The following is a 20,060-nucleotide window of genomic DNA, read 5'->3' on the forward strand; positions in this document are numbered from 1 at the left end:
CGATGCCCCGCGCAGCCCTGACCATTCCGCCCGAGGTGCGCAGCAGGCTGAAGCGCCTGTCGCTCAGCCCCCGGCGCATGGCCGGGACGCGCGGCTTCGGGATGCACGCGAGCCGGAGCAAGGGCGCGGGTCTCGAATTCGCGCAATACCGCGCCTACGAGCCGGGCGACGAGCCGCGCCGCATCGACTGGAAGCTGTTCTCGCGCTCCGACAAGTTCTTCGTACGCGAGGCCGAGGAGGAGAGCCCTCTCGCCGTCTGGGTGCTGATCGACGCGAGCGGATCGATGACGCAGGCCGACCGTGCCCGGCCCGATTGGGCGCGCTTCGATGCGGCGCGGCTGCTCGCGCTGTGCATTGGCGAATTGGCGACGATGCAGGGCGACCGCTTCGGCTGGATGGTGTTGCAGGACGGCGCACTTGCCGTCGTCGATCCGCAGTCGGGCCGCGGGCAGGCCGGCCGGATGCAGGTCGACCTCGCCCGGATCACCCCGGGCGGCACCTTCCCCGAGCCGCCGACCCTCGCCCCGCTGTGGGAGCGGATCGGCGCGCGCGACCTCGTGATCTTCCTCAGCGACTGCTTCGACGAGGGCGGTATCGCCCTCATCGAGCGGCTGGCAAAGGCCGGGCGCGAGGTGCTGGCGATCCAGCTCCTGACGGTCGAGGAGCGCGAATTCCCCTTCGACGGCGGCTTCCGCTTCCGCGAGCAGGAGAGCGGCGCCGAACTGGTCAGTGACGGCGCGGCGCTGCGCGCAACCTTCCTCGCCCGCTTCGCTGCGGCGCGCGAGACGCTGGACGAGCGGCTCGACAAGGCCGGCATCCGGCACGCGGCGGTCTGGCTCGACGAGCCGATCGACCGGCCCCTTCAGGCGCTGTTCGGACGCGGAGCGGGCGCGCCGTGACACCCTTGCTGCTCGCCCCGCTGGGCCTTGCCGCGCTGGCGGCGCTGGCGGTCCCGCTGGTCATCCACCTGCACCGCCGCACCGAGGAGGTGCCGGTCGACTTTGCCGCGCTGCGCTGGCTCGACGCACTGCCCCGTCCCCGGAGCAAGCTGCGCTTCGACGAGTGGGTGCTCCTCGCCTTGCGGCTGCTGCTGATGGCTCTGCTCGCGCTGCTGCTTGCAAGGCCCGCGGTGCTGGGGTCGGAGGGCGATACCCCGCATTTTCTCGCTGCGCCGGGTGTCGATCCCGCTGCCGCCCGCGCCGCCGTGGGGCCGGAGGCGGAGCTCAGGTGGATCGCGCCCGGCTTCCCTGAGGTGGGCGCCGCGGACCCGCCGCCACGCTCGCAGGTGTCGAGCCTGATCCGGCAGTTCGATGCAGAACTTCCCTCGGGAGCGCCGCTCACCGTCCTCGTCCCGCCAGTGCTCTCCGGTGTCGATGCGGAGCCCCTGCGGCTCACCCGCAAGGTTGCGTGGCGGGTCGTAGCGGCGGGCAATCCTGATGTTGAACCCGAGCCGCCCCCGAGCCCCGCCCTCGCGGTTCGGCATCCGCCGGGCGGCGAGGCTTCGCTGCGCTACTTCCGCGCCGCCGCCAGCGCCTGGAGCGACGCGCCCCGCTTTGAGGCGCGCACGGACGACGCCCTCCCGCCTACGGAGACGGTCCTGGTGTGGCTCGTCCCCGGACCCCTCCCGCAGGCTGTCACCGACTGGGTCAGCAAGGGAGGGACTGCGCTTCTCGGCAAGGGAGCGGAGGTCGCCATGCCGGCGGCGACGGGCGCGCTGTGGCGTGACGGCGTTGGCGAAACGCTGGTCGAGGGCGCTCCGCTCGGCGCGGGACGGCTGCTGCGCTTCACCCACCCGCTCGCGCCCGCCGCGATGCCCGAGCTTCTCGCGCCGGACTTCGCCGCGCGCCTGCGCGAGGTCGTCTCGTCTCCACCGCCACCGCCTGCACGGGTCGCATCGACAGCCTTTGTTCCGAAGGCAGGCATCGAGCCCTACCCCCTGCCGCCCCGCGAGCTTGCCTCGTGGCTCGGCGTGCTGATCGCGCTTGGCTTTCTCGCCGAGCGTCTCCTCGCCACCCGCGCGCGGAGGTTCGCCGCGTGAGCCGCGAGCCCGACTTCGCCGCATGGGTTCGCCCGGCACGGCACCGGGCGGCGGCGGATGCCGTGCTGGTGTGGAGCCCGCTGGCGCTCCTCGCCGTCGCGCTGGCGTGGCGGCTGGGCGGCGTCGCAGCCGGTGCCGCCGCGCTGCTGCTCGGCGCCGCCGGTGTCGCGCTGGCTGTCCGCCGGGCCGCGCACCAGCTTGGCCGGGAATGGCTGGTCCGCCGCCTCAACGCCCGCGAGCCGAGCCTCGAGGACAGCGCGGGGTTGCTTTTCGACAAGTCCGAGCTCGGCCCGCTCGAGCGCCTTCAGGCCGCGCGGATCGCCGCGCGCATTGCAGCGCTCGATCCCGCTGGCCTCGCCGAGGACTGGTCGCGGCGCAGGATCGCAGCGGCCTGGCTCGCGGGGGCGGCGGCGCTCGCCGTCGCGGTGCTATGGCCCGCGCCCGAGCCGACCCCGCCTCCGCTCACCCGCGCCAGCCCCGGCGAGGGCGGCGCGCCCGGCGATCCGCGCCTCTCCGGCTTGCGCGTCAGGATCGTCCCGCCCGCCTACACCCGCCTCCCGCCGCGCTACGGCGAAAGCCTCGACGTGCGCGCGCCGCAGGGCTCGCGCATCGAGTGGACGCTCGCCTTCACGCCCCAGGCCAAGTCCGCAGCGCTCCAGTTGGTCGGCGGACGAGCCGTTCCGCTGGCGCCGGGGAAGGAAGGCATGGCGGGCGCGCTCCGGCTCGACGTGCCCTCGCTCTACCATGTCACCGCGCAAGGCAGACGCGTCACACCCGCGCCGCATCGGCTCGAGCCCATCGCCGACGAGCCGCCGCAGGTGCAGGTCATCGAGCCCGCCTCGGGCCTCGTCCTCATCAAGCCCGGCCAGCGCCGCTGGCGCGTGGTCTTCGAGGCGAGCGACGACTACGCGGTCGATCCGCTCGCGCGCCTGACGCTCACCACCGCGATCGGGGAGGGCGAGAACGTCAGCTTCACCGAGCGCACCCGCACGGTTGCCGGGACCGGCGACCCGCGCCGGCGGCGCTTCACCGTCGACCTCGATCTTGCCGCCTTCGACCTCCAGCCTGGCAGCGACCTCGTCGCCCAGCTGACGATCGCCGACACGCGCGCGCCCGGCCCGCAGGTGGTGCGCGGACCGGGCGTGATCTTGCGCTGGCCGGCTCCCTTGTCGCCAAGCGCCGATGGGCTCGAGATGATGGCCAAGCAGACCATGCCCGCCTATTTCCGCAGCCAGCGGCAGGTCATCATCGATACCGAGGCGCTGATCAGGCGGCGCGGCAGGCTCTCGGCCGACGACTTCCTCGTCGCCTCTGACACGATCGGCGTCGACCAGCGCCTGCTGCGCCTGCGCTACGGCCAGTTCGTCGGCATGGAGGCCGAGGAGGCTCCGCGCCCGCCCCTGCCTATCGCCGAGAAGGACGAGGCTGCGGAAGAGGAGCATCACCAGGGCGACGGGCACGATCACGGCGAGGAGGAGGCGCAATCCCCGGTGTTCGGCGGGCTCGGCAACATGCTTGCCGAGTTCGGCCACACCCATGACGAGAGCGAGGCCGCGACCCTGCTCGACCCCGGCACCCGCGCGCTGCTCAAGAGCGCGCTCGACGCGATGTGGGAGGCCGAGCTTCACCTGCGCTCGGGCGAGCCCGAGAAGGCGCTGCCCTTCGAGAACCGGGCGCTCGACTACATAAAGAAGATCCAGCAGGCGAGCCGCATTTACCTGCCGCGGATCGGCACCATCCAGCCGCCGATCGACATGGCGCGGCGGATGACCGGCAAGCGCGCCGGGATCGTCGGCGGGGGTGCGGTGCTGACGCCTTTCGCGCTTCCCGATGCCGTCCCCGCGACGGCGTGGCGCGCGCTGGCCGAGCCGGGCGCGATCGACCTCGCCGGCCTCGAGGGCTGGGTCCGCGCCAACAGCGGGCGCATCCGCGATGCGCTCTCGGTGCTCGCCGCCATCGACGCGCTCCGAAGCCAGCCCGGTTCCTCCGCCGCGCGCGAGCGGCTGCGCGGGCAGCTGTGGGCGGTCCTGACCCGCCCGCCTGCGCAGGTGCGCCGCCGCGCCGACGGGGGCGAGCTCGGCCGTCGTTACACGCAGGGCCTCGAGCGATGATCGCGGCCGAGACGCTTGCCGCGCTGCTGATCGGCGCTGGCGCGCTGGCCGCGGCCGCGCGGCTGGTGCTTGCCCTGCGCGGCTGGCGGGGCTGGGCACTGGCGGCGCTGTCGCTGGCGAGCGGAGCGCTGCTTACCCTCGCGCTGTTCCCGCCGCGCCTGCCGATCGGCGGCGAGACCCTGCTCGTCGCGACCGCCGATACCGCTTCCGGCACCCGCGGGGGCCCCGGCGAGCGGCTGGTGGCGCTGCCCGAGGCGCCGCGTCTCGCCGGCGCCGAGCGTGTGCCCGACCTCGCCACCGCGCTGCGCCGCTACCCGCAGGTTCGGCGCATCCGCGTCCTCGGGCGCGGCCTCACCGCGCGGGACCGCGACGCCGATGCGGGCCTGCCGGTCGAATTCAGGCCGCTGCCGCCACCGCGGGGCCTCGTCAGGCTCGATCCCCCCGCCGACACGACCGCCGGTTCGGCCTTCGTGCTCGCCGGCGAGGCGGCGGGGCTGGCGGGCGGCACGGCCGAGCTGCTCGATCCGGCCGGCCGCCGCGTCGATAGCCGCGCGATCGGCGGCGAGGGGAGTTTCACGCTGGGCGGCACCGCGCGCACGCCCGGCCTTGCACGCTTCACGCTGCGGCTGCGCGGGCGTGACCGGGCGATCGTTTCCGACACGCCGGTGCCGCTGCGCACCCTCGCCGAGCGGCCGCTGCGCGTGTTGCTGATCGGCGCGCCTTCCCCGGAGGCGAAGTATCTGCGCCGCTGGCTCGAGGATGCGGGGGCCGAGCTGAAAAGCAGCCTTGCGGCAGGCGGCGGGATAGACCTTGGCGGCGAGGGGGCACGGCTCGATCCGGGCGCCCAGCGCGAGGCAGATGTCGTCGTCATCGACGACACGGCACTCGCGGGCATCGGCGTCGGCGGGCGCGCGGCGCTGGCGCGGGCGGTCGCCGATGGGCTCGGGGTGGTCGTACGCATGACCGGCCCCGCGACCGCCGGCACTCGCTCCGGCTGGCGCGCGCTCGGCCTCTCGGTCGAGGGCGGAAGCGACATCGCCCCGGTCGCGCTCGCGCCGCGCGCGCCGGACCCGAATGCGCTCACGGCCCGGCGCGGTCCGGGGACCGAGGACGTGCCGGGCACCCTCAACACCATCGACGATCCGGCTCCTGATCTCGGCCGCTGGGTGCTGCGCGCCGGGCCCGATCTCGTTCCCGCGGTGAGCGATGCCGACGGCGCTCTCGTGGCGGGGTGGCAGCAGCACGGCGAAGGCCGGGTGGCGCTGTGGGCGCTCGCCAACAGCTTCGCCCTGGTCCTGAGCGGAGAGGCCGATCGCTACGAGCAGTGGTGGAGCGAGACTCTCAGCGCCGTCGCCCGTCCCGACAGTCGGTTCCGGCCCGAGGCCCCCGCGCTGGTGCAGGTCGGCGAGCGGATGGCAGTGTGCGGAATCGGCTCCGCAGCGCGCCTGCGCCGCCCGGACGGGCAGGAAGTCCCGCTCGCGATCGACCCGGATGCGGGGGCGGGCGGGTGCGCCGCCACCTGGCCCTCGGCACCGGGCGTTCACACGATCGTGCAGGCGGCGCGCGGCGGCGAGCAGGTCTTCGCCTTCCTCGTCCTTCCCGAAGGTGCGCTACGGACCGTCAGAGCCGATGAGGACGCGGCGGCGACGACACGCTGGGCTGCGGAGCAGGGCGCCCCGGCTGCCCGCGGCGTGCCCGAGCGGCGCGGCCCGGCTTGGCCCTGGTTCCTCGGCTGGCTCGCGATCAGCGGCGCCCTGTGGTTCGCGGAGCGCCGGTTCCGTGCAGTGACCGCGGCTGGTTGAGCGGACAGGCCAGGGCGATCAGCTGGCCAGCCCCTCGATCCGAAAGCGTTGGGCCGGTTTCAGGCGCACCGTTGTGACCCACTCCTGTGACCCACGCGCGCGATTCCGCCTGCTGGGAGGGAGTGTTCTTCGTTATTTCAGGGGATGTGGAGAGTGGAGCGGGTAGCGGGAATCGAACCCGCATAGCCAGCTTGGAAGGCTGGAGCTTTACCACTAAGCTATACCCGCTCGGGCTCCGGCGCCGCCCATGCCATCAAAGGCTCGGGCGCGTCAACAACCCCGGTCAGGGGGCCGGGCTCACCGCCATGTTGTCGATCAGCCGCGTCCCGCCGATCCGCGCGGCGACGAGCAGCCGGGCGGGTTCGGTTCCGAAGGCCGCGAGCGGCTCGAGCGAGCGGCCGTCGGCAAGCGTCGCATAGTCGATGCTGGCGAAACCGGCGGCGAGGAGTTCGCTCTCCAGCCCGGCCAGCGCCCCGGCGACGGGCGCCCCGCTCGTCATCGCGTCGATCGCCTCCCGCATGGCCCGCGGAAGGGTTGCGGCCGCGGCGCGCTCGCCGGGTGAGAGGTAGCGATTGCGGCTCGACATCGCGAGCCCGTCGGCCTCGCGAACGGTCGGCACCCCGATGATCGCTTGCGGCTCGGGCCGGGTGAGGTCGAGATCGCGCGCCATCGTCCGGATCACGGCGAGCTGCTGGAAGTCCTTCTCGCCGAAGAACGCCATGTCGGGGGCGACCTGGTTGAAGAGCTTGAGCACCACCGTCGCGACGCCGTCGAAATGGCCGGGCCGGGCCGCGCCGCACAGCCCGTCGCTCACCCCCGCAAGGCTGACGCTGGTGGCGAAGCCCTGCGGATACATCGCCTCGACGCTCGGCGCCCACAGTAGCGCGACCCCCTCGGCCTCCAGCATCGCGGCGTCGGCGGCGAGCTGGCGGGGATAGGCGTCGAGGTCCTCGCTGGGGCCGAACTGCTTCGGATTGACGAAGATCGAGGCGACCACGTGATCGGCCTCCGCGCGGGCCCGGCGCACCAGCGTCAGGTGCCCCTCGTGCAGCGCGCCCATCGTCGGCACCAGCGCGACCCGCCCGCCATCGGCGCGCAGAGCGGCGAGCGCGGTTCTCAACATGTGCAGGGTGGCTATTGTTTGCACGCTCGCGCCTCCAAGGATAAATGCGAGTTAACGCCCTAGCGGCGCTTGCCGCAAAGTTTCAAGCTGCCCGGGTGCAGGCCGGTGTCTGTGCCCCATCGAGAGACCCGCCATGTCGCCCGCCGCGCCTCCCGCATCCCGAGCCTTGCGAAAGGGGCACGCGCACCGGATCGTCTTCGCCAACGAGAAGGGCGGCACCGGCAAGTCGACCACCGCCGTCCACGTCGCGGTGGCGCTCGCCTACCTCGGCGCGCGCATCGCCTCGATCGACCTCGATCCGCGCCAGCGCACGATGCACCGCTACATCGAGAACCGGCTGGCGACGCTCGAGAAGCGCGGCCTCACCTTGCCGACCCCCGACTGCGAGGTGTTCCGCGGCGAGACCACCGGTGATCTCATCGCGATGATCCGCCGGCTCGAGGCGCATTGCGACTTCCTCATCATCGACAACCCGGGCCGCGACGACCCCTTCGCGCGGATCGCGGTCGAGCACGCCGACACGCTCGTCACCCCGATGAACGACAGCTTCGTCGACTTCGACCTGATCGGCCAGGTCGATGCCGAGACCTTCAAGGTGAGGAAGCTCTCCTTCTTCGCCGAGCTGATCTGGGAGGCGCGCCTCAAGCGCAGCCGCATGACCATCGAGCAGCAGCGCCCCGAGATGGACTGGATCGTGGTCCGGAACCGCACCGGCCATGTCGAGGCGAAGAACCAGGCGCGCCTGCACAAGGCGCTGGGCGAGATGGCCAAGCGGGTCGGCTTCCGGGTGACGCAGGGCCTCTCGGAGCGGGTCATCTACCGTGAGCTGTTCCCCTCGGGCCTCACGCTGCTCGACAAGGGGCACCTCGGCGAGCTCGGCACCAGCCATCTCGTCGCCCGGCAGGAGCTGCGCGCGCTGATCAAGGCCCTCGCGCTGCCCGAGTTCAGCCGCGAGGGCGAGCTGGAGCTGGCCTGATGCTCAAGCTGGTCGTCATCCTCGCGCTGCTCAGCGTGTTCTGCCGCTGGGCGCTCGGCAAGTGGCCGTGGGACTACCTGCGCCCTGCACCGACGCGCTCGCAGGCGGTGTTCCGGGCACGCAAACTGCTCGGGGTCGAAGCGGGGGCGGGGCGCGAGGAGATCATCGCCGCGCACCGCCGGCTGACCGCGCTGGTCCACCCCGACCGCGGGGGCTCGACCGCGGCGATGCAGGAGGCGAATGCCGCGCGCGACCTGCTGCTCGACGAGCTGCCCCTCGGGCGCGACCAGAACGGGGACTAGCGCCCGCGTGCCAACATCGCGGGATTGACACAAACCTGCGTCACGGGTTTCTCAGGCAGGAAGCATGGCGTTGGGGGGAATGCACGATGTGCCGCCGCGCGCGGGCATCGCGTCCGATCTTCATCGGTCGTGCGCCCGCACCCACCCCGCCACCTGTGCACCCGCGGCCTCTCGCGGCAAGGAGAACCAGACGTCATGCAACACCAGTTCCACCCGACCGTGCTGCGCGAGTACGACATCCGCGGGGTCATCGGCGAGACGCTCGGCGCCGAAGATGCGCGGGCGATTGGCCGGGCCTTCGGGACCCTGTTGCAGGAGGCCGGGGGCAAGCGCGTGGCGGTGGGGTACGACGGCCGCGTCAGCTCGCCGATGCTCGAGCATGCGCTGGTCGAGGGGCTCACCACCAGCGGATGCGACGTGGTGCGGATCGGCCTCGGTCCGACGCCGATGCTCTACTATGCCGAAGCCTCAGATGAACAGGTGGATGGCGGCATTCAGATAACTGGCAGCCACAATCCCCCCAATTACAATGGCTTCAAGATGGTATTTCTGGGGCGGCCGTTCTTCGGCGCCGATATCCAGAAGCTCGGGAAACTGGCAGCAGACGGCGCGTTCGCCAGCGGCACCGGAGAGGTGACCTCGCGCGACATCCTTGGCGAGTATGTCGAGCGCCTGCTCCAGGGTCTCGCCGGTATCGAGCCCGGTCAGCTCGAAGGTCTGCGCGTCGGCTGGGACGCGGGCAACGGCGCCGCCGGTCCGGCGCTCGAGGCCCTCGCCGCGAAGCTGCCCGGGGAACACCATCTGCTCTTTACCGAAGTTGACGGACATTTTCCCAACCACCATCCTGATCCGACTGTCGAGGCGAACCTGACCGATCTTCGCGTGCTCGTCGCGGCAAAGAACCTCGATTTCGGAGTGGCTTTCGACGGCGACGGCGACCGCATTGGCGCGATCGACGGCGAGGGGCGGGTGATCTGGGGCGACCAGCTGCTGATGATCTACGCGGAGGATGCGCTGAAGAACCGCCCCGGCGCGACGGTGATCGCCGACGTGAAGGCGAGCCGCGCGCTGTTCGACCGGGTGTCCGAGCTCGGCGGCGAACCGCTGATGTGGAAGACCGGCCACTCGCTGATCAAGTCCAAAATGAAGGAGACTGCCGCCCCCCTCGCCGGCGAGATGAGCGGCCACGTCTTCTTCGCCTACGATTACTACGGGTTCGACGACGCGCTCTACGCCGGGATTCGCCTCCTCGCCGCGACCGCGCGGCTGGGCAAGTCGGTGACCGAGCTGCGCAGCGCCATGCCGGCGATGCTCAACACCCCCGAGATGCGCTTTCAGGTCGACGAGACCCGCAAGTTCGCGGCGATGGAGGAGATCGCCGGGCGGCTCTCCACCAACCCCGGCCCCGAGGTCGAGAGCGTCAACACAACCGACGGGGTGCGCGTGAACACCGCCGACGGGTGGTGGCTGCTGCGCGCCTCGAACACCCAGGACGTGCTGGTCGCGCGCGCCGAGAGCGACAGCGAGGCGGGGCTCGAGCGCCTGCTCGCCCAGATCGACGCACAGCTCGCCGCCTCGGGGCTCGAGCGCGGGGAGTCCGTCGCGCACTAGGCACGGCCGAACGCCCGCAATTCCAATTGCCTGCACGCTGCGCGGCGCTATGACAGCGCCATGCTCGTCGGGATCGATCTTGGCACCACCAACAGCGCGGTCGCGCTGTGGCAGGACGGTGCGCCGCAACTGGTGCCCAATGCGCTCGGCAAGATGCTGACGCCCTCCGCCGTCAGCCTCGCGAAGGGCGGGCAGACCTGGGTGGGCGAGGCTGCGCTCGACCGCATGGCGACCCACCCGGCGGACACGGTCACCAGCTTCAAGCGGATGATCGGCACGGCCTCGACCGTCACCCTCGCGGGCACCACGCTCACCCCGGAGGACCTCTCGGCGATGGTGCTGCGCAGCCTTGCCGACGATGTCGAGGCGGCGACCGGCGAGCGCCCCACCGAGGCAGTCATCACCGTTCCCGCCTATTTCAACGAGCGCCAGCGCCGCGCCACCCGCCGCGCGGGCGAGATCGCCGGGCTCGAGGTCAGGCGCCTCATCAACGAGCCCACCGCCGCGGCGCTCGCCTTCGGCCTTGCCGACAAGGGCGACCGCGAGCCTTTCCTCGTCTTCGACCTCGGCGGCGGGACCTTTGACGTCTCGATCGTCGAGATGTTCGAAGGCATCGTCGAGGTGCGCGCCTCGGCGGGAGACAACCGGCTGGGGGGCGACGATTTCGACGCGGCGCTGGTGAAGCTGGTCGAGCCGATGCTCCCGGCCGAAGCGCTCGACAGGCTCCCCGCGGACCGCCGCCGCGCGCTCCTGACCCTCGCCGCAGAGCGCACCCGCCGCGCGCTCAGCACCGCCGAGGAGGCCGAGTTCAGCGTCGTCGTCGCAGGCGAGCCGCTCACCGCGCGCGTCACCACGGAAGGCTTCGAGGAAGCCGCCGCGGGGCTGGTGAAGCGCCTGCGCGATCCGGTGATCCGCGCGCTCCGTGACTGCCATATCGACGTGAAGAGCCTGTCGGACATCGTGCTGGTCGGCGGCGCGACGCGCATGCCGGTGGTGAGGAAGGCGCTCACCCGTATGTTCGGGCGCTTCCCCAATGCGACCGTCCACCCTGACCACGCCGTCGCGCTCGGCGCGGCGATCCAGGCCGGGCTGCTCTCGGGGGGAGAGGGGCTCGAGGAGATCCGCATCACCGACGTCGCGCCTTTCACGCTCGGCGTCGACACCGCCACCCGTGACGTGCACGGGCGATTCCACGAGGGCATCTTCGCGCCGATCATCGAGCGCAACAGCCCGGTGCCGATCAGCCGCATGGAGCGTTTCTCGACCCTCGCCGACAACCAGCGGCAGGTGACTTTCGCGATCTACCAGGGCGAGGCGCGCGAGGTGAAGAAGAACGTCAAGCTCGGCGAGCTCACCGTTCCCGTACCGCCGAAGCCGGCAGGCGAGGTGGCGATCGACGTGCGCTTCACCTACGACACCTCGGGCCTGCTCGACATCGACGTCACCGTCCCCGCGACGGGCACGACCCGCAACCTCGCGATCGTCGACGAGGACGACCGGCGCACCCAGAAGGACATCGCCGAGAGCCGCAAGCGGTTGGAAAAGCTCAAGGTCCACCCGCGCGACGAGGCCGAGAACGTCGCCCTCATCGCGCGGGCCGAGCGCGCCTACGAGGGCTTCACCGGCGCCGCGCGCGAGGTCATCGGCCAGGCGCTCACCGACTTCACCGGCGCTCTCGAGAAGCAGGATCCGCGGATCATCGCCGCCGCGCGCGAGGGGCTCACCCGGCTGCTCGACGAGATCGACGCGCATTCTCCGCTATGAGCCGCCGTCGCTTCCCCTGGGACCGGCTGGGGATCGACGAGACGACCGACAGCGCGGCGATCCGCAAGGCCTATGCCGATGCCCTGCGCGCGACGAATGTCGACGAGGACATCGCCGGCTATGCCGAACTGCGCCGCGCGCGGGACCACGCCCTGTGGCTCGCCGCGAACGCCGCGCGCGCCGAGGAGGAGGAGGACAACCTCGGCCTCGGCAGTCTCGACGACGCGCCGGAAGCGTACACCGATGACGACTGGTTCGACGACGACGGGCTGTGGGACGGTGATCCCTTCGACGACAGCCCCCGCCCCTATCGCCCCGGCCCGCTCGCACCCGCGCCCGACCCGGAGCTGACCGCCGCGCAGGTCGAGGCGCAGGCCGCCTGGAACCGCCTGCTCGCGATCCTCTACCCCGAGGGCGAGCCCAGCGAGGAGGCGATGAGCCTCGCCGAGATGGACGAAGGCCTCGCCGCGCTGGCGATGCTCACTGCCCGGGCCGAGGCCGCCGACCTTGCCGAGCACGACGCCCTCGACGGGGCGCTCGCCGAGCTCTTCGCGCGCACCTGGCCGCGCTCCGCCCCCTTCGTCGAGCCTGCCGCCGAGGCCTTCCACTGGCTCGACGAGGCCGGCGCGCTCGAGGAGCGTCCCGCGCTGCGCTTCCTCAACCAGCGGCTCAAGGGGATGCGCTTTCACGAGAAGGTGCAGCAAGCCGACCACCCGCTGCATCGCGCCTGGGCCGAGCTTTCGAAGCCGGGCACGGCGGGGGTGCTCGACCGGCTGAGGGTCAAACGCACCGACGTGCACAAGCTGATCGACGGCATCCGCAGGAACTTCCCTGAGCTCGAGAGCCACCTCGATCCGCAGCGCGTCGCCTCGTGGGACGCGGGCGGGAGCGGCGAGGCGGGCACCTTCGCAGGGGCCAGTCGCGGCTTTCGCGGCTGGGTGCTGACGGTGGTCCTGATCTTCGCGGCGGTGCGCGTGCTGGCGCTGTTCGGCGCGGCGAGCGGAGACTCCTCCGGCAGCGGCAGCCCCCCGCTGGTCGTCGCGGCGAGCGACGCCGAAGTCGACGCGAAGCTTGCCGAGATTTTCGGTGCGGGCACCGACATGAAGGCGGTGCGCGCGGCCGATCCGGTGCTCGCCGACCAGCTGCGCGCGGCGGTGAACAGGCCCGAGATCGCGCTCCCGCTCGACCTCGTGCGGATGAAGGCGCTCGCCTCGGCGGAGATCGCGAAGCGCCCGGAGCTCGAGGCGCGCGCCGAGCTCAAGGCGATGTGGCTGACGGCGGCCCGTGCGCGGAAGGACGACACCTGCCGCAGGCTGATGGATGGCAACCTCGAGGGGCTGGCGCTCGACCTTTCGGAGAAGGACCGCGCGCGCGAGCAGGTGCTGCTGCACGAACTGCTCGCGGCGAAGGTGCTCGGGCACATCCCGAAGGGCGGCGAGGTGCGCTACGCGATTCCCGGGTGGCTGGTGGCGGACACGCTGAAGCGCAGCGGCCTTCCCGAGAAGCGGCTCGTCGCCGCCTTCGGGGACCCGGCCGCCGCCGACCGCTGCGCCGCCGAGACCGCGCTCGCGCAGGCCGCGACGGCGGCGCTGGCGAAGGTTCCGGACGAGGTGCTCAAGGGGCTCTGACGCTTCGCCCCGCTGTGCTTGCGCACGCGCGGGGCAGCCGCCACATGGGAGGGGTGAGCGCGCCCGACCCCGCCCCTGATCTTCCGCCCGCCATCGCCGCGTGGTTCGAGGGCCGCGGCTGGCGGGTGCGGCGGCACCAGTGGGAGATGCTCGCCAAGGCCCGCGCCGGGAGCCACGCGCTGCTCGTCGCCGACACGGGGGCGGGAAAGACCCTCGCGGGCTTCCTGCCGACCCTGTGCGACTTCGCGGGCAAGGCGCCTCCGGGGGAGGGGCTCCACACGCTTTATGTCTCGCCTCTCAAGGCGTTGGCACAGGACGTGAAGCGCAACCTCCTAACCCCCATCGCGGAGATGGGCCTTGCGATCCGGGTCGAGACCCGCAGCGGCGACACGCCGTCGGACCGCAAGAAGCGCCAGCGGGAACGGCCGCCGCATATCCTGCTGACCACGCCCGAGAGCCTTTCGCTGCTGCTCTCCTACCCCGAGAGCCTCGACCTGTTCGCGGGCCTCAGGCGCATCGTCATCGACGAGGTCCACGCCTTCGCCACCGACAAGCGCGGCGACCTTCTCGCGCTGTCGCTGGCGCGGCTCCACACGATCGCGCCGCAGGCGCAGCGGGTCGCGCTCTCGGCCACGCTCGCCAACCCGCGCGACTTCCAGGAGTGGCTCGCGCCGCAGACGGGCGAGGAGGGCGAAATCGCCGCCGCCCACCTCGTACTCGGCGAGGTCGGCGCCGAGCCCGAGGTCGAGATCCTGCTCCCGCTCGAGGAGCGCATCCCCTGGGGCGGGCACGCGGGGCGCTGGGCGATCCCGCAGCTCTACGCGGCGATCAAGGCCAACCGCACCACGCTGCTCTTCACCAACACCCGCTTCCTCGCCGAGTTCATCTTCCAGTGCCTGTGGGACGTGAACGAGGATCACCTTCCCATCGGGATCCACCACGGCAGCCTCTCCACCGAAGCCCGCCGCAAGGTCGAGGAGGCGATGGCGCGCGGCGAGCTGCGCGCGCTGGTGTGCACCGCGAGCCTCGATCTCGGGATCGACTGGGGGGATATCGACCTCGTGGTGCAGATGGGCGCGCCCAAGGGCTCCTCGCGCCTGCTCCAACGGATCGGGCGCGCAGGGCACCGCCTCGATGTGCCGAGCCGCGCGCTGCTGGTGCCGGGCAACCGTTTCGAGTTCCTCGAGGCGATGGCGGCCAAGGACGCGGTCGACGAGGGGCAGCGCGACGGCGAGCCGTTCCGCCCGGGGAGCCTCGACGTCCTCGCCCAGCACGTGATGGCCTGTGCCTGCGCCGGGCCGTTCCACGAGGCCGACCTGCTCGCCGAGGTACGCGGCGCGCTCGCCTATAGTTGGGTCGACGAGACCACCTTCCAGCGCGTGCTGAACTTCGTCGCCGACGGGGGGTATGCGCTCAAGGCTTATGACCGCTTCAAGCGGATTGTCCGCGACAAAACAGGGGTTTGGCGCCTCGCCCATCCCAACCAGGCGCAGCGGCACCGGATGAATGCCGGGATCATCGTCGACAGCGAGATGCTCACCGTCCGGTTCAGGAACGGCCGCAGCCTCGGCAAGGTCGAGGAGCGTTTCGCCGCCGCGCTTTCCCCCGGCGACACCTTCTTCTTCGCCGGCACGAGCCTCGAGGTCGAGGGGATGAAGGACATGGAGGTGGTGGTGCGCGCCGCCAAGAGGAGCGCTACCATCCCCTCCTACGGCGGCCTCCGCCTGCCGCTGACGACGCACCTCGCCACCCGGGTGCAGGAGATGCTCGCCGATCGGGCGGGGTGGGGCCGCTTCCCCGACGACGTGCGCGAATGGCTCGAAATGCAGGATCACCGCTCGCGGCTTCCTTCACCGGGCGAGCTGCTCGTCGAGAGCTTCCCCCACGGCGGCAAGCACTACACCGCCTTCTACACCTTCGAGGGGTGGAACGCGAACCAGTCGCTGGGGATGCTCATCACCCGGCGGATGGAGGACCGGGGGCTGCTCCCCGGCGGCTTCGTCGCCAACGACTACACCCTCGCGGTCTGGGGGCTGAAGCCGGTCACCGATCCCAGACCGCTGTTATCGCCCGATATTCTGACCGGCGAGTTCGTCGAGTGGGTGACCGAGAGCCACCTGCTCCGCCGCGCCTTCCGCGAGGTGGCGGTGATCTCCGGCCTCGTCGAGCGGCAGCATCCGGGGCAGAGGAAGACCGGCAAGCAGGTCACCTTCTCGACCGACCTGATCTACGACGTGCTCAGGAAATACGAGCCCGATCATGTGCTTATCGAGGCCGCCTGGGCTGACGCGCGCTCGCGGATGACCGATGTCGGGCGGATCGCCGAGCTGCTGGAACGCTCGGATCGTGACCTCGTGCACGTCACCCTCGACCGGGTCTCGCCGCTGGCGGTGCCGGTGATGACCATGATCGGGCGCGAGGCAGTGCCGCAAGGGGCTCTCGACGACGAATTGCTGCTCGAGGCCGAGGGGTTGATCGCCGCCGCGATGCGACCCGACGAACCGCTCGAGGGGGATTGAGCCGACACGCGATGTTTCACTGGAAACATCGCCGCGATGCCCCGCTGGCAGGGGTCTGATACGGGTCTGGAGGGGCCTTGGAGGGGTCTAAAGCGGGCCTGGACGCCGCAAGGTCGCCGCTACCGCCATGCGCGAATCCGGCCGCCTCTGGCGCCGCACACGAAAAAGGGCGCCGCGATCGTCTCGCGGCGCCCGTTTCGCGGGTGATCGGGAGGCCGGAGCCCCCCGCGGATCACTTGGCGAAGTCGCGGTACTTATCGTTGCCGACGAAGCCGAAGCGGGTCACGCCCGACTGCTTGATGACCTGCAGCACCTTGGCCGAGAGCTCGTAGCTGGCGAGCGCCTCGGGCTCGAACTGGAGTTCGGGCTCGGGGGTCATCTGGGTCGAGGTCTGCAACGCCTGGACCAGCTGACCCTCGTCGATCGGGGTGCCGTTCCACAGGATCTGGTCCTGCGGGGTGAGCACCAGCTTGTTCTTGGTCGGCTCCACGTCCGGCGGGGGCGCGTTGGTCGGTTGCGGCAGGTCGATGTCGACCGAGTTGACCGCGACCGGGATGGTGATGATGAACATGATTAGCAGAACGAGCAGCACGTCGATCAGCGGCGTCATGTTCATGTCCATCATCGGCTCGCCGTCGAGCTTGCCTCCAGCCATACCCATGTCAGTTACTCCTTAAGTTCGCTTGAGGCTCAGGCGTCCGGGTCGACCGGGTTCGAGATGAACCCGACGATCGGATAGCCGGCGCGCTGGATGCGGTAGATCGAGCCCGCCACGCAGCGCCACGGCGCGTTGACGTCGCCGCGGATGTGGACCTGCGGGATCTTCTCGGGGTCGGCCATCAGCGCCTCGGCGCCGCCGGCGCGCTGGACGATCGCATCGAGGCGGTCGAAGGCCATCTTCTCGAGCTCGTCCGAGGAGACGGGCGTGATGTTGTTGAAGTAGACCCGGCATTCCCCGTTGCGCGAGGCACCCGCGAAGCCCGGCTCGCCGGCGCTGCGGCCGGCGTCGTCGGTGGTGCTTACGGTGAGCAGCAGGTTTTCCGCCTTCGTCTTCGCCTCGACGGATTCGAAGACCGGAATCTTGAGCTTCTCGATCGTCTGGATCGCCACCGGAACCGCGATGAGGAAGATGATCAGGAGCACCAGCATCACGTCCACCAGCGGCGTGGTGTTGATGTCGGACATCGGGGTATCGCCCCCACCTCCCGTAGAAATCGCCATTGTGAATTCCTAGCCTGTCAAAACATTGACTTGTTGTGCCGTCCCGAGCGCGTCCCGAGGGGCCCGCCCGGGCAGCGGCGGGAGCGAGCGCACGCGCCGCTCCCGCCGATCATGCGGCTATGGCGATCAGGCCTTGGTGGCCGGAGCGGCCGCCGGCTTGGCGGCGGGCTTGGCAGCCGGGGCCGCCACGACCGTCGGCTTCACCGCGCCGTTCGAGTTCATGTAGGCCAGCAGGTCGGTCGAGAAGGTGCTCAGCATCGCCGCGATCTTGCGGTTGCGGCCCTGCAGGTAGTTGAACGCGAACACGGCCGGAACCGCGACGAGCAGACCGATCGCGGTCATGATCAGCGCTTCACCGACCGGGCCGGCGACCTTGTCGATCGAGGCGTTGCCGGCGATGCCGATGTTGATGAGCGCGCGGTAGATCCCGATCACGGTGCCGAGCAGACCGACGAACGGCGCGGTCGCACCGACGGTCGCGAGGAACGCGAGGCCGCCGTTGAGCACGGCGTTGATCGAATCTTCCGAACGCTGGAGCGAGCCGTGCATGTAGTCGTGCGATTCGAGGCTGTCGGTCATCTTGCCGTGGTCTTCCTGGGCCTTCACCGCATCGTCGGCGAGCTGGCGCCAGGCGCTGTCCTTGTCGAGCTTGGCGGCGCCTTCCTTGAGGCTGGCGGCGCGCCAGAAGGTGGTCTGCACGGTCTTGTACTGCCTCAGCACCTTGTTCTGTTCGAAGACCTTGGTGAACAGGATGTAGAACGAGCCGACCGACATGATGACCATGATGGCAAGGATCGACCAGGCGACCGGGCCGCCCTGTTCCATGGCCTGGATGAAGCCGAACTCGCTCTGCGGTGCTTCGCCAGCGGCGGCGGCAAGAAGGGTAAAGGTCATTGCGAAAGTCCTCTTGAAAGAATTTGGGTTCCGGGATTGGCAGGCGGGCTGCCGGCCCGATCGATCAGTTCAGCTTGTAGGTAATGCGGGTGGACCAGCTGGCGCTGATCGGGTTGCCGTCGTCGTCGAGCGCCGGATCGAAGCGGCCATAGCGCTCGAGGTCCTTGCACGCGGCGTCATCGAGGATGCCCGACCCGCTCGAGGAGGTCACCGAGCACCCGGTTGCACGGCCGTCGGCGGTGACGGTGACGCGCACGCCCACGGTGCCCTCGATCTCTTCCTGCGCAGCACGGCGCGGGTAGTTCTCCTGGATGCGGGCCGCCCAGCTGCGCTGGTTCTTCGGCTGCACGCCGCGCGCCTTGGACACCCGCGGCGGGGTCGGCGGGCCCGGAGGCGCCGTCGGCACGGTGCTCGGACGGGTGAACGTCGGCGCCGGCGGCGGCGGGGTCTGCACGGTTTCAACCTGCGGGGGGTTGGGTGCGATGTTGAACGGCGGCGGCGGCGCGACCGGCGGCGGCGGCGAGGTCGTCTCCGGCTGCTCCTCGGGCGGCGGCGGCTCGTCCGGCGGCGGGGGCGGCTCTTCCGTCACGTCGACGGTGGTGACCCGCTCGACCGCCTCTTTGACGGCGTCGACGGCAAGGTAAATGACCATGCCCGCTCCGACCAGTCCGACGATCGAGAGCGCGATAATCATTGCGACTAGCTTCGGGCCGGTCAAACCTTGTTGTTGGCTAGCGTAGGACATCCAGCGCTTTCTCTCCAATTACTCGCCGATCTAGGGATCGGCACATTTCCCACCCGCCAGCCGTGTCTGCGGCTGGTGAGCGGATCCCGGTCATTTCGGTCCTCCCACGCCGGAACAAACAAACGGGCGCGGCGCGGCGGCACGGCCCGTAGGTTATCCGGCTGGCACGTGCTGGACGCTCGCATCCAGCACGCAACCTGAACTGTTCCCGCGGCAATGTCCCCAGTCCCGCGCAATCAGCCATGCGGGCTTTAACGGGCATCCCCTAGCCGATCAAACGCTTTTGCGGTTCAGGGCGGATTCACTGCGAGTCATGTGCAACAGGCTCTGCTACAGCCCGCTTCTAGGTAGCTGCCCATAGGGCGCGGCCAAGAACACAGGTTAAAGAGGATTTAATGGCGAATATCAAAACACTGGCGGCCTTCGCGGGGGTGCTCGGCAGCCTGTTGGCGGTGCCGACGGGTCTCGCCGCGCAGGCCCCGGCGCCGGTCGCTGCAAACCTTGCCAATAATCCGACATACAGCGATCTCGTCCATCTTTCGGACAGTGCGCCGCTCGTGATCCGGGCACAGATTCGCCGCCAGACCGCCCTGAAGCCAGAGCGCGCGCCGGGCCTCTCAGCGGGATTCGCGCGGCTTTACGTGGAGGCGCAGACGGTCGCGCTGATCGCCGGAAAGTCGAGCATTTCCGCAAGCTTCGCCTATCTGGTCGACGTGCCGCTCGATGCGAAGGGCAAGGTGCCCAAGCTCACCAAGCGCGACTTCATCCTGTTCGCGCGGCCCGTCGCGGGGCGCCCGGGCGAGGTGCAGCTCGTCGCGCGCGCCGGACAGCTTGCCTGGACCCCCGAGCTCGAGGCGCGGCTGCGCCCGATCCTCACCGACCTCTACGCCGCCGAGGTGCCGCCTAAGATCACCGGCGTCACCGAGGCGCTCGCGGTGCCGGGGACCTTGACGGGCGAATCGGAAACCCAGATTTTCCTGGCAACCGCCAACCGCGCGCCGGTCTCGATCACGGTTCTGCGCCGCCCGGGCCAGCGCCCGCAATGGGGCGTCTCGTGGGGCGAGATCATCGATTCGGCTGCGATGCCCCCGGCGCGCGAAACCTTGCGCTGGTATCGCCTCGCCTGCTCGCTCCCCGCGCAGCTGCCGAGCAGCGCCAACCTCTCTCGCGATCCGGCCGAGCGGCGGCTCGCGGCGGGGGACTATGCCTTCGTGCGCGAGGCGCTCGGGCCGTGCGATCGGCGGATCACTGCGGAGTGATCCGCCGCATCCGCGCTTGACCGCGCGAGCAGCACGGTTAAGCGCCGGTCGTCCGCAAGTCATGGAG

At 70.8% G+C, this 20,060-nt stretch carries 16 protein-coding genes and 1 tRNA gene; 11 read left to right on the top strand and 6 right to left on the bottom strand.

Annotation, left to right across the window (positions count from 1 at the left end):
- Positions 1-2 precede the first annotated feature (2 nt).
- The 4 genes from ACLBKU_RS07730 to ACLBKU_RS07745 are packed head-to-tail and all read left to right on the top strand — an operon-like array spanning position 3 to position 5,951.
- Positions 3-899: a DUF58 domain-containing protein gene (locus ACLBKU_RS07730; RefSeq protein ID WP_410178938.1), complete on the top strand. Its 897-nt coding sequence runs from the start codon at positions 3-5 to the stop codon at positions 897-899.
- Positions 896-2,038 (top strand): BatA domain-containing protein, encoded by a 1,143-nt coding sequence (locus tag ACLBKU_RS07735; protein WP_410178939.1) that lies wholly within the window; start codon positions 896-898, stop codon positions 2,036-2,038. Before ACLBKU_RS07730 ends, ACLBKU_RS07735 begins: the two co-directional genes overlap by 4 nt.
- Positions 2,035-4,149 (top strand): DUF4175 family protein, encoded by a 2,115-nt coding sequence (locus tag ACLBKU_RS07740; protein ID WP_410178940.1) that lies wholly within the window; start codon positions 2,035-2,037, stop codon positions 4,147-4,149. Before ACLBKU_RS07735 ends, ACLBKU_RS07740 begins: the two co-directional genes overlap by 4 nt.
- Entirely contained in the window at positions 4,146-5,951 is a 1,806-nt protein-coding gene (locus tag ACLBKU_RS07745) for a carboxypeptidase regulatory-like domain-containing protein (RefSeq protein ID WP_410178941.1), read from the top strand. The genes ACLBKU_RS07740 and ACLBKU_RS07745 overlap by 4 nt, the downstream gene beginning before the upstream one ends.
- Positions 5,952-6,105: 154 nt before the next feature.
- Here ACLBKU_RS07745 and ACLBKU_RS07750 read toward each other — a convergent pair.
- Both ACLBKU_RS07750 and panC read right to left on the bottom strand, forming a co-directional pair.
- A tRNA-Gly gene (locus ACLBKU_RS07750) sits at positions 6,106-6,179 on the bottom strand.
- Positions 6,180-6,234: 55 nt separating this feature from the next.
- Positions 6,235-7,098, bottom strand: a complete 864-nt coding sequence (gene panC, locus ACLBKU_RS07755) for a pantoate--beta-alanine ligase (protein WP_410178942.1) — start codon at positions 7,096-7,098, stop codon at positions 6,235-6,237.
- Between the two features lie 109 nt (positions 7,099-7,207).
- On the opposite strand from panC, the gene ACLBKU_RS07760 reads away from it, so the two are divergent.
- From ACLBKU_RS07760 to ACLBKU_RS07785, 6 genes are all read left to right on the top strand, one after another.
- A complete protein-coding gene (locus ACLBKU_RS07760; RefSeq protein WP_410178943.1) occupies positions 7,208-8,050 on the top strand; it encodes a division plane positioning ATPase MipZ in 843 nt (280 codons plus the stop codon).
- A complete protein-coding gene (locus ACLBKU_RS07765) occupies positions 8,050-8,352 on the top strand; it encodes a J domain-containing protein (RefSeq protein WP_410178944.1) in 303 nt (100 codons plus the stop codon). The genes ACLBKU_RS07760 and ACLBKU_RS07765 overlap by 1 nt, the downstream gene beginning before the upstream one ends.
- Before the next feature lie 195 nt (positions 8,353-8,547).
- A complete protein-coding gene (gene pgmG / locus ACLBKU_RS07770; protein WP_410178945.1) occupies positions 8,548-9,963 on the top strand; it encodes a phosphoglucomutase/phosphomannomutase PgmG in 1,416 nt (471 codons plus the stop codon).
- 60 nt (positions 9,964-10,023) lie between these two features.
- Positions 10,024-11,727 (top strand): Hsp70 family protein, encoded by a 1,704-nt coding sequence (locus ACLBKU_RS07775; RefSeq protein WP_410178946.1) that lies wholly within the window; start codon positions 10,024-10,026, stop codon positions 11,725-11,727.
- On the top strand, positions 11,724-13,355 hold the full coding sequence (locus ACLBKU_RS07780; protein WP_410178947.1) for a hypothetical protein: 1,632 nt from the start codon (positions 11,724-11,726) through the stop codon (positions 13,353-13,355). The genes ACLBKU_RS07775 and ACLBKU_RS07780 overlap by 4 nt, the downstream gene beginning before the upstream one ends.
- 53 nt (positions 13,356-13,408) lie before the next feature.
- Positions 13,409-15,874 carry a ligase-associated DNA damage response DEXH box helicase gene (locus ACLBKU_RS07785; protein ID WP_410178948.1) on the top strand — a complete coding sequence of 822 codons (2,466 nt, stop codon included), beginning with the start codon at positions 13,409-13,411 and terminating at the stop codon, positions 15,872-15,874.
- A gap of 232 nt (positions 15,875-16,106) precedes the next feature.
- Here ACLBKU_RS07785 and ACLBKU_RS07790 read toward each other — a convergent pair whose 3' ends face one another.
- The 4 genes from ACLBKU_RS07790 to ACLBKU_RS07805 form a co-directional block, all read right to left on the bottom strand.
- The gene (locus tag ACLBKU_RS07790; protein WP_410178949.1) at positions 16,107-16,535 is read right to left on the bottom strand and encodes an ExbD/TolR family protein; all 429 of its coding nucleotides are present in this window, start codon (positions 16,533-16,535) and stop codon (positions 16,107-16,109) included.
- A gap of 29 nt (positions 16,536-16,564) precedes the next feature.
- Positions 16,565-17,095 (bottom strand): ExbD/TolR family protein, encoded by a 531-nt coding sequence (locus tag ACLBKU_RS07795; RefSeq protein ID WP_410178950.1) that lies wholly within the window; start codon positions 17,093-17,095, stop codon positions 16,565-16,567.
- Positions 17,096-17,221: 126 nt separating this feature from the next.
- On the bottom strand, positions 17,222-17,989 hold the full coding sequence (locus ACLBKU_RS07800) for a MotA/TolQ/ExbB proton channel family protein (protein WP_410178951.1): 768 nt from the start codon (positions 17,987-17,989) through the stop codon (positions 17,222-17,224).
- A 64-nt stretch (positions 17,990-18,053) separates the two neighbouring features.
- Entirely contained in the window at positions 18,054-18,683 is a 630-nt protein-coding gene (locus ACLBKU_RS07805) for an energy transducer TonB (protein ID WP_410178952.1), read from the bottom strand.
- A gap of 446 nt (positions 18,684-19,129) precedes the next feature.
- On the opposite strand from ACLBKU_RS07805, the gene ACLBKU_RS07810 reads away from it, so the two are divergent.
- Positions 19,130-19,993: a hypothetical protein gene (locus ACLBKU_RS07810; protein WP_410178953.1), complete on the top strand. Its 864-nt coding sequence runs from the start codon at positions 19,130-19,132 to the stop codon at positions 19,991-19,993.
- The last annotated feature ends 67 nt before the right edge of the window (positions 19,994-20,060 follow it).

This window comes from Erythrobacter sp. NE805, assembly GCF_046452355.1.
GTDB lineage: Bacteria > Pseudomonadota > Alphaproteobacteria > Sphingomonadales > Sphingomonadaceae > Erythrobacter.

Excerpts from the sequence above, each read along its gene's own strand:
- ACLBKU_RS07800 (WP_410178951.1), bottom strand. The coding sequence starts at position 17,989 with ATGACCTTTACCCTTCTTGCCGCCGCCGCTGGCGAAGCACCGCAGAGC.
- ACLBKU_RS07795 (WP_410178950.1), bottom strand. The coding sequence starts at position 17,095 with ATGGCGATTTCTACGGGAGGTGGGGGCGATACCCCGATGTCCGACATC.
- ACLBKU_RS07760 (WP_410178943.1), top strand. The coding sequence starts at position 7,208 with ATGTCGCCCGCCGCGCCTCCCGCATCCCGAGCCTTGCGAAAGGGGCAC.
- ACLBKU_RS07790 (WP_410178949.1), bottom strand. The coding sequence starts at position 16,535 with ATGGGTATGGCTGGAGGCAAGCTCGACGGCGAGCCGATGATGGACATG.
- ACLBKU_RS07745 (WP_410178941.1), top strand. The coding sequence starts at position 4,146 with ATGATCGCGGCCGAGACGCTTGCCGCGCTGCTGATCGGCGCTGGCGCG.
- pgmG (WP_410178945.1), top strand. The coding sequence starts at position 8,548 with ATGCAACACCAGTTCCACCCGACCGTGCTGCGCGAGTACGACATCCGC.
- ACLBKU_RS07780 (WP_410178947.1), top strand. The coding sequence starts at position 11,724 with ATGAGCCGCCGTCGCTTCCCCTGGGACCGGCTGGGGATCGACGAGACG.
- ACLBKU_RS07765 (WP_410178944.1), top strand. The coding sequence starts at position 8,050 with ATGCTCAAGCTGGTCGTCATCCTCGCGCTGCTCAGCGTGTTCTGCCGC.
- ACLBKU_RS07805 (WP_410178952.1), bottom strand. The coding sequence starts at position 18,683 with ATGATTATCGCGCTCTCGATCGTCGGACTGGTCGGAGCGGGCATGGTC.
- ACLBKU_RS07810 (WP_410178953.1), top strand. The coding sequence starts at position 19,130 with ATGGCGAATATCAAAACACTGGCGGCCTTCGCGGGGGTGCTCGGCAGC.
- ACLBKU_RS07730 (WP_410178938.1), top strand. The coding sequence starts at position 3 with ATGCCCCGCGCAGCCCTGACCATTCCGCCCGAGGTGCGCAGCAGGCTG.
- ACLBKU_RS07775 (WP_410178946.1), top strand. The coding sequence starts at position 10,024 with ATGCTCGTCGGGATCGATCTTGGCACCACCAACAGCGCGGTCGCGCTG.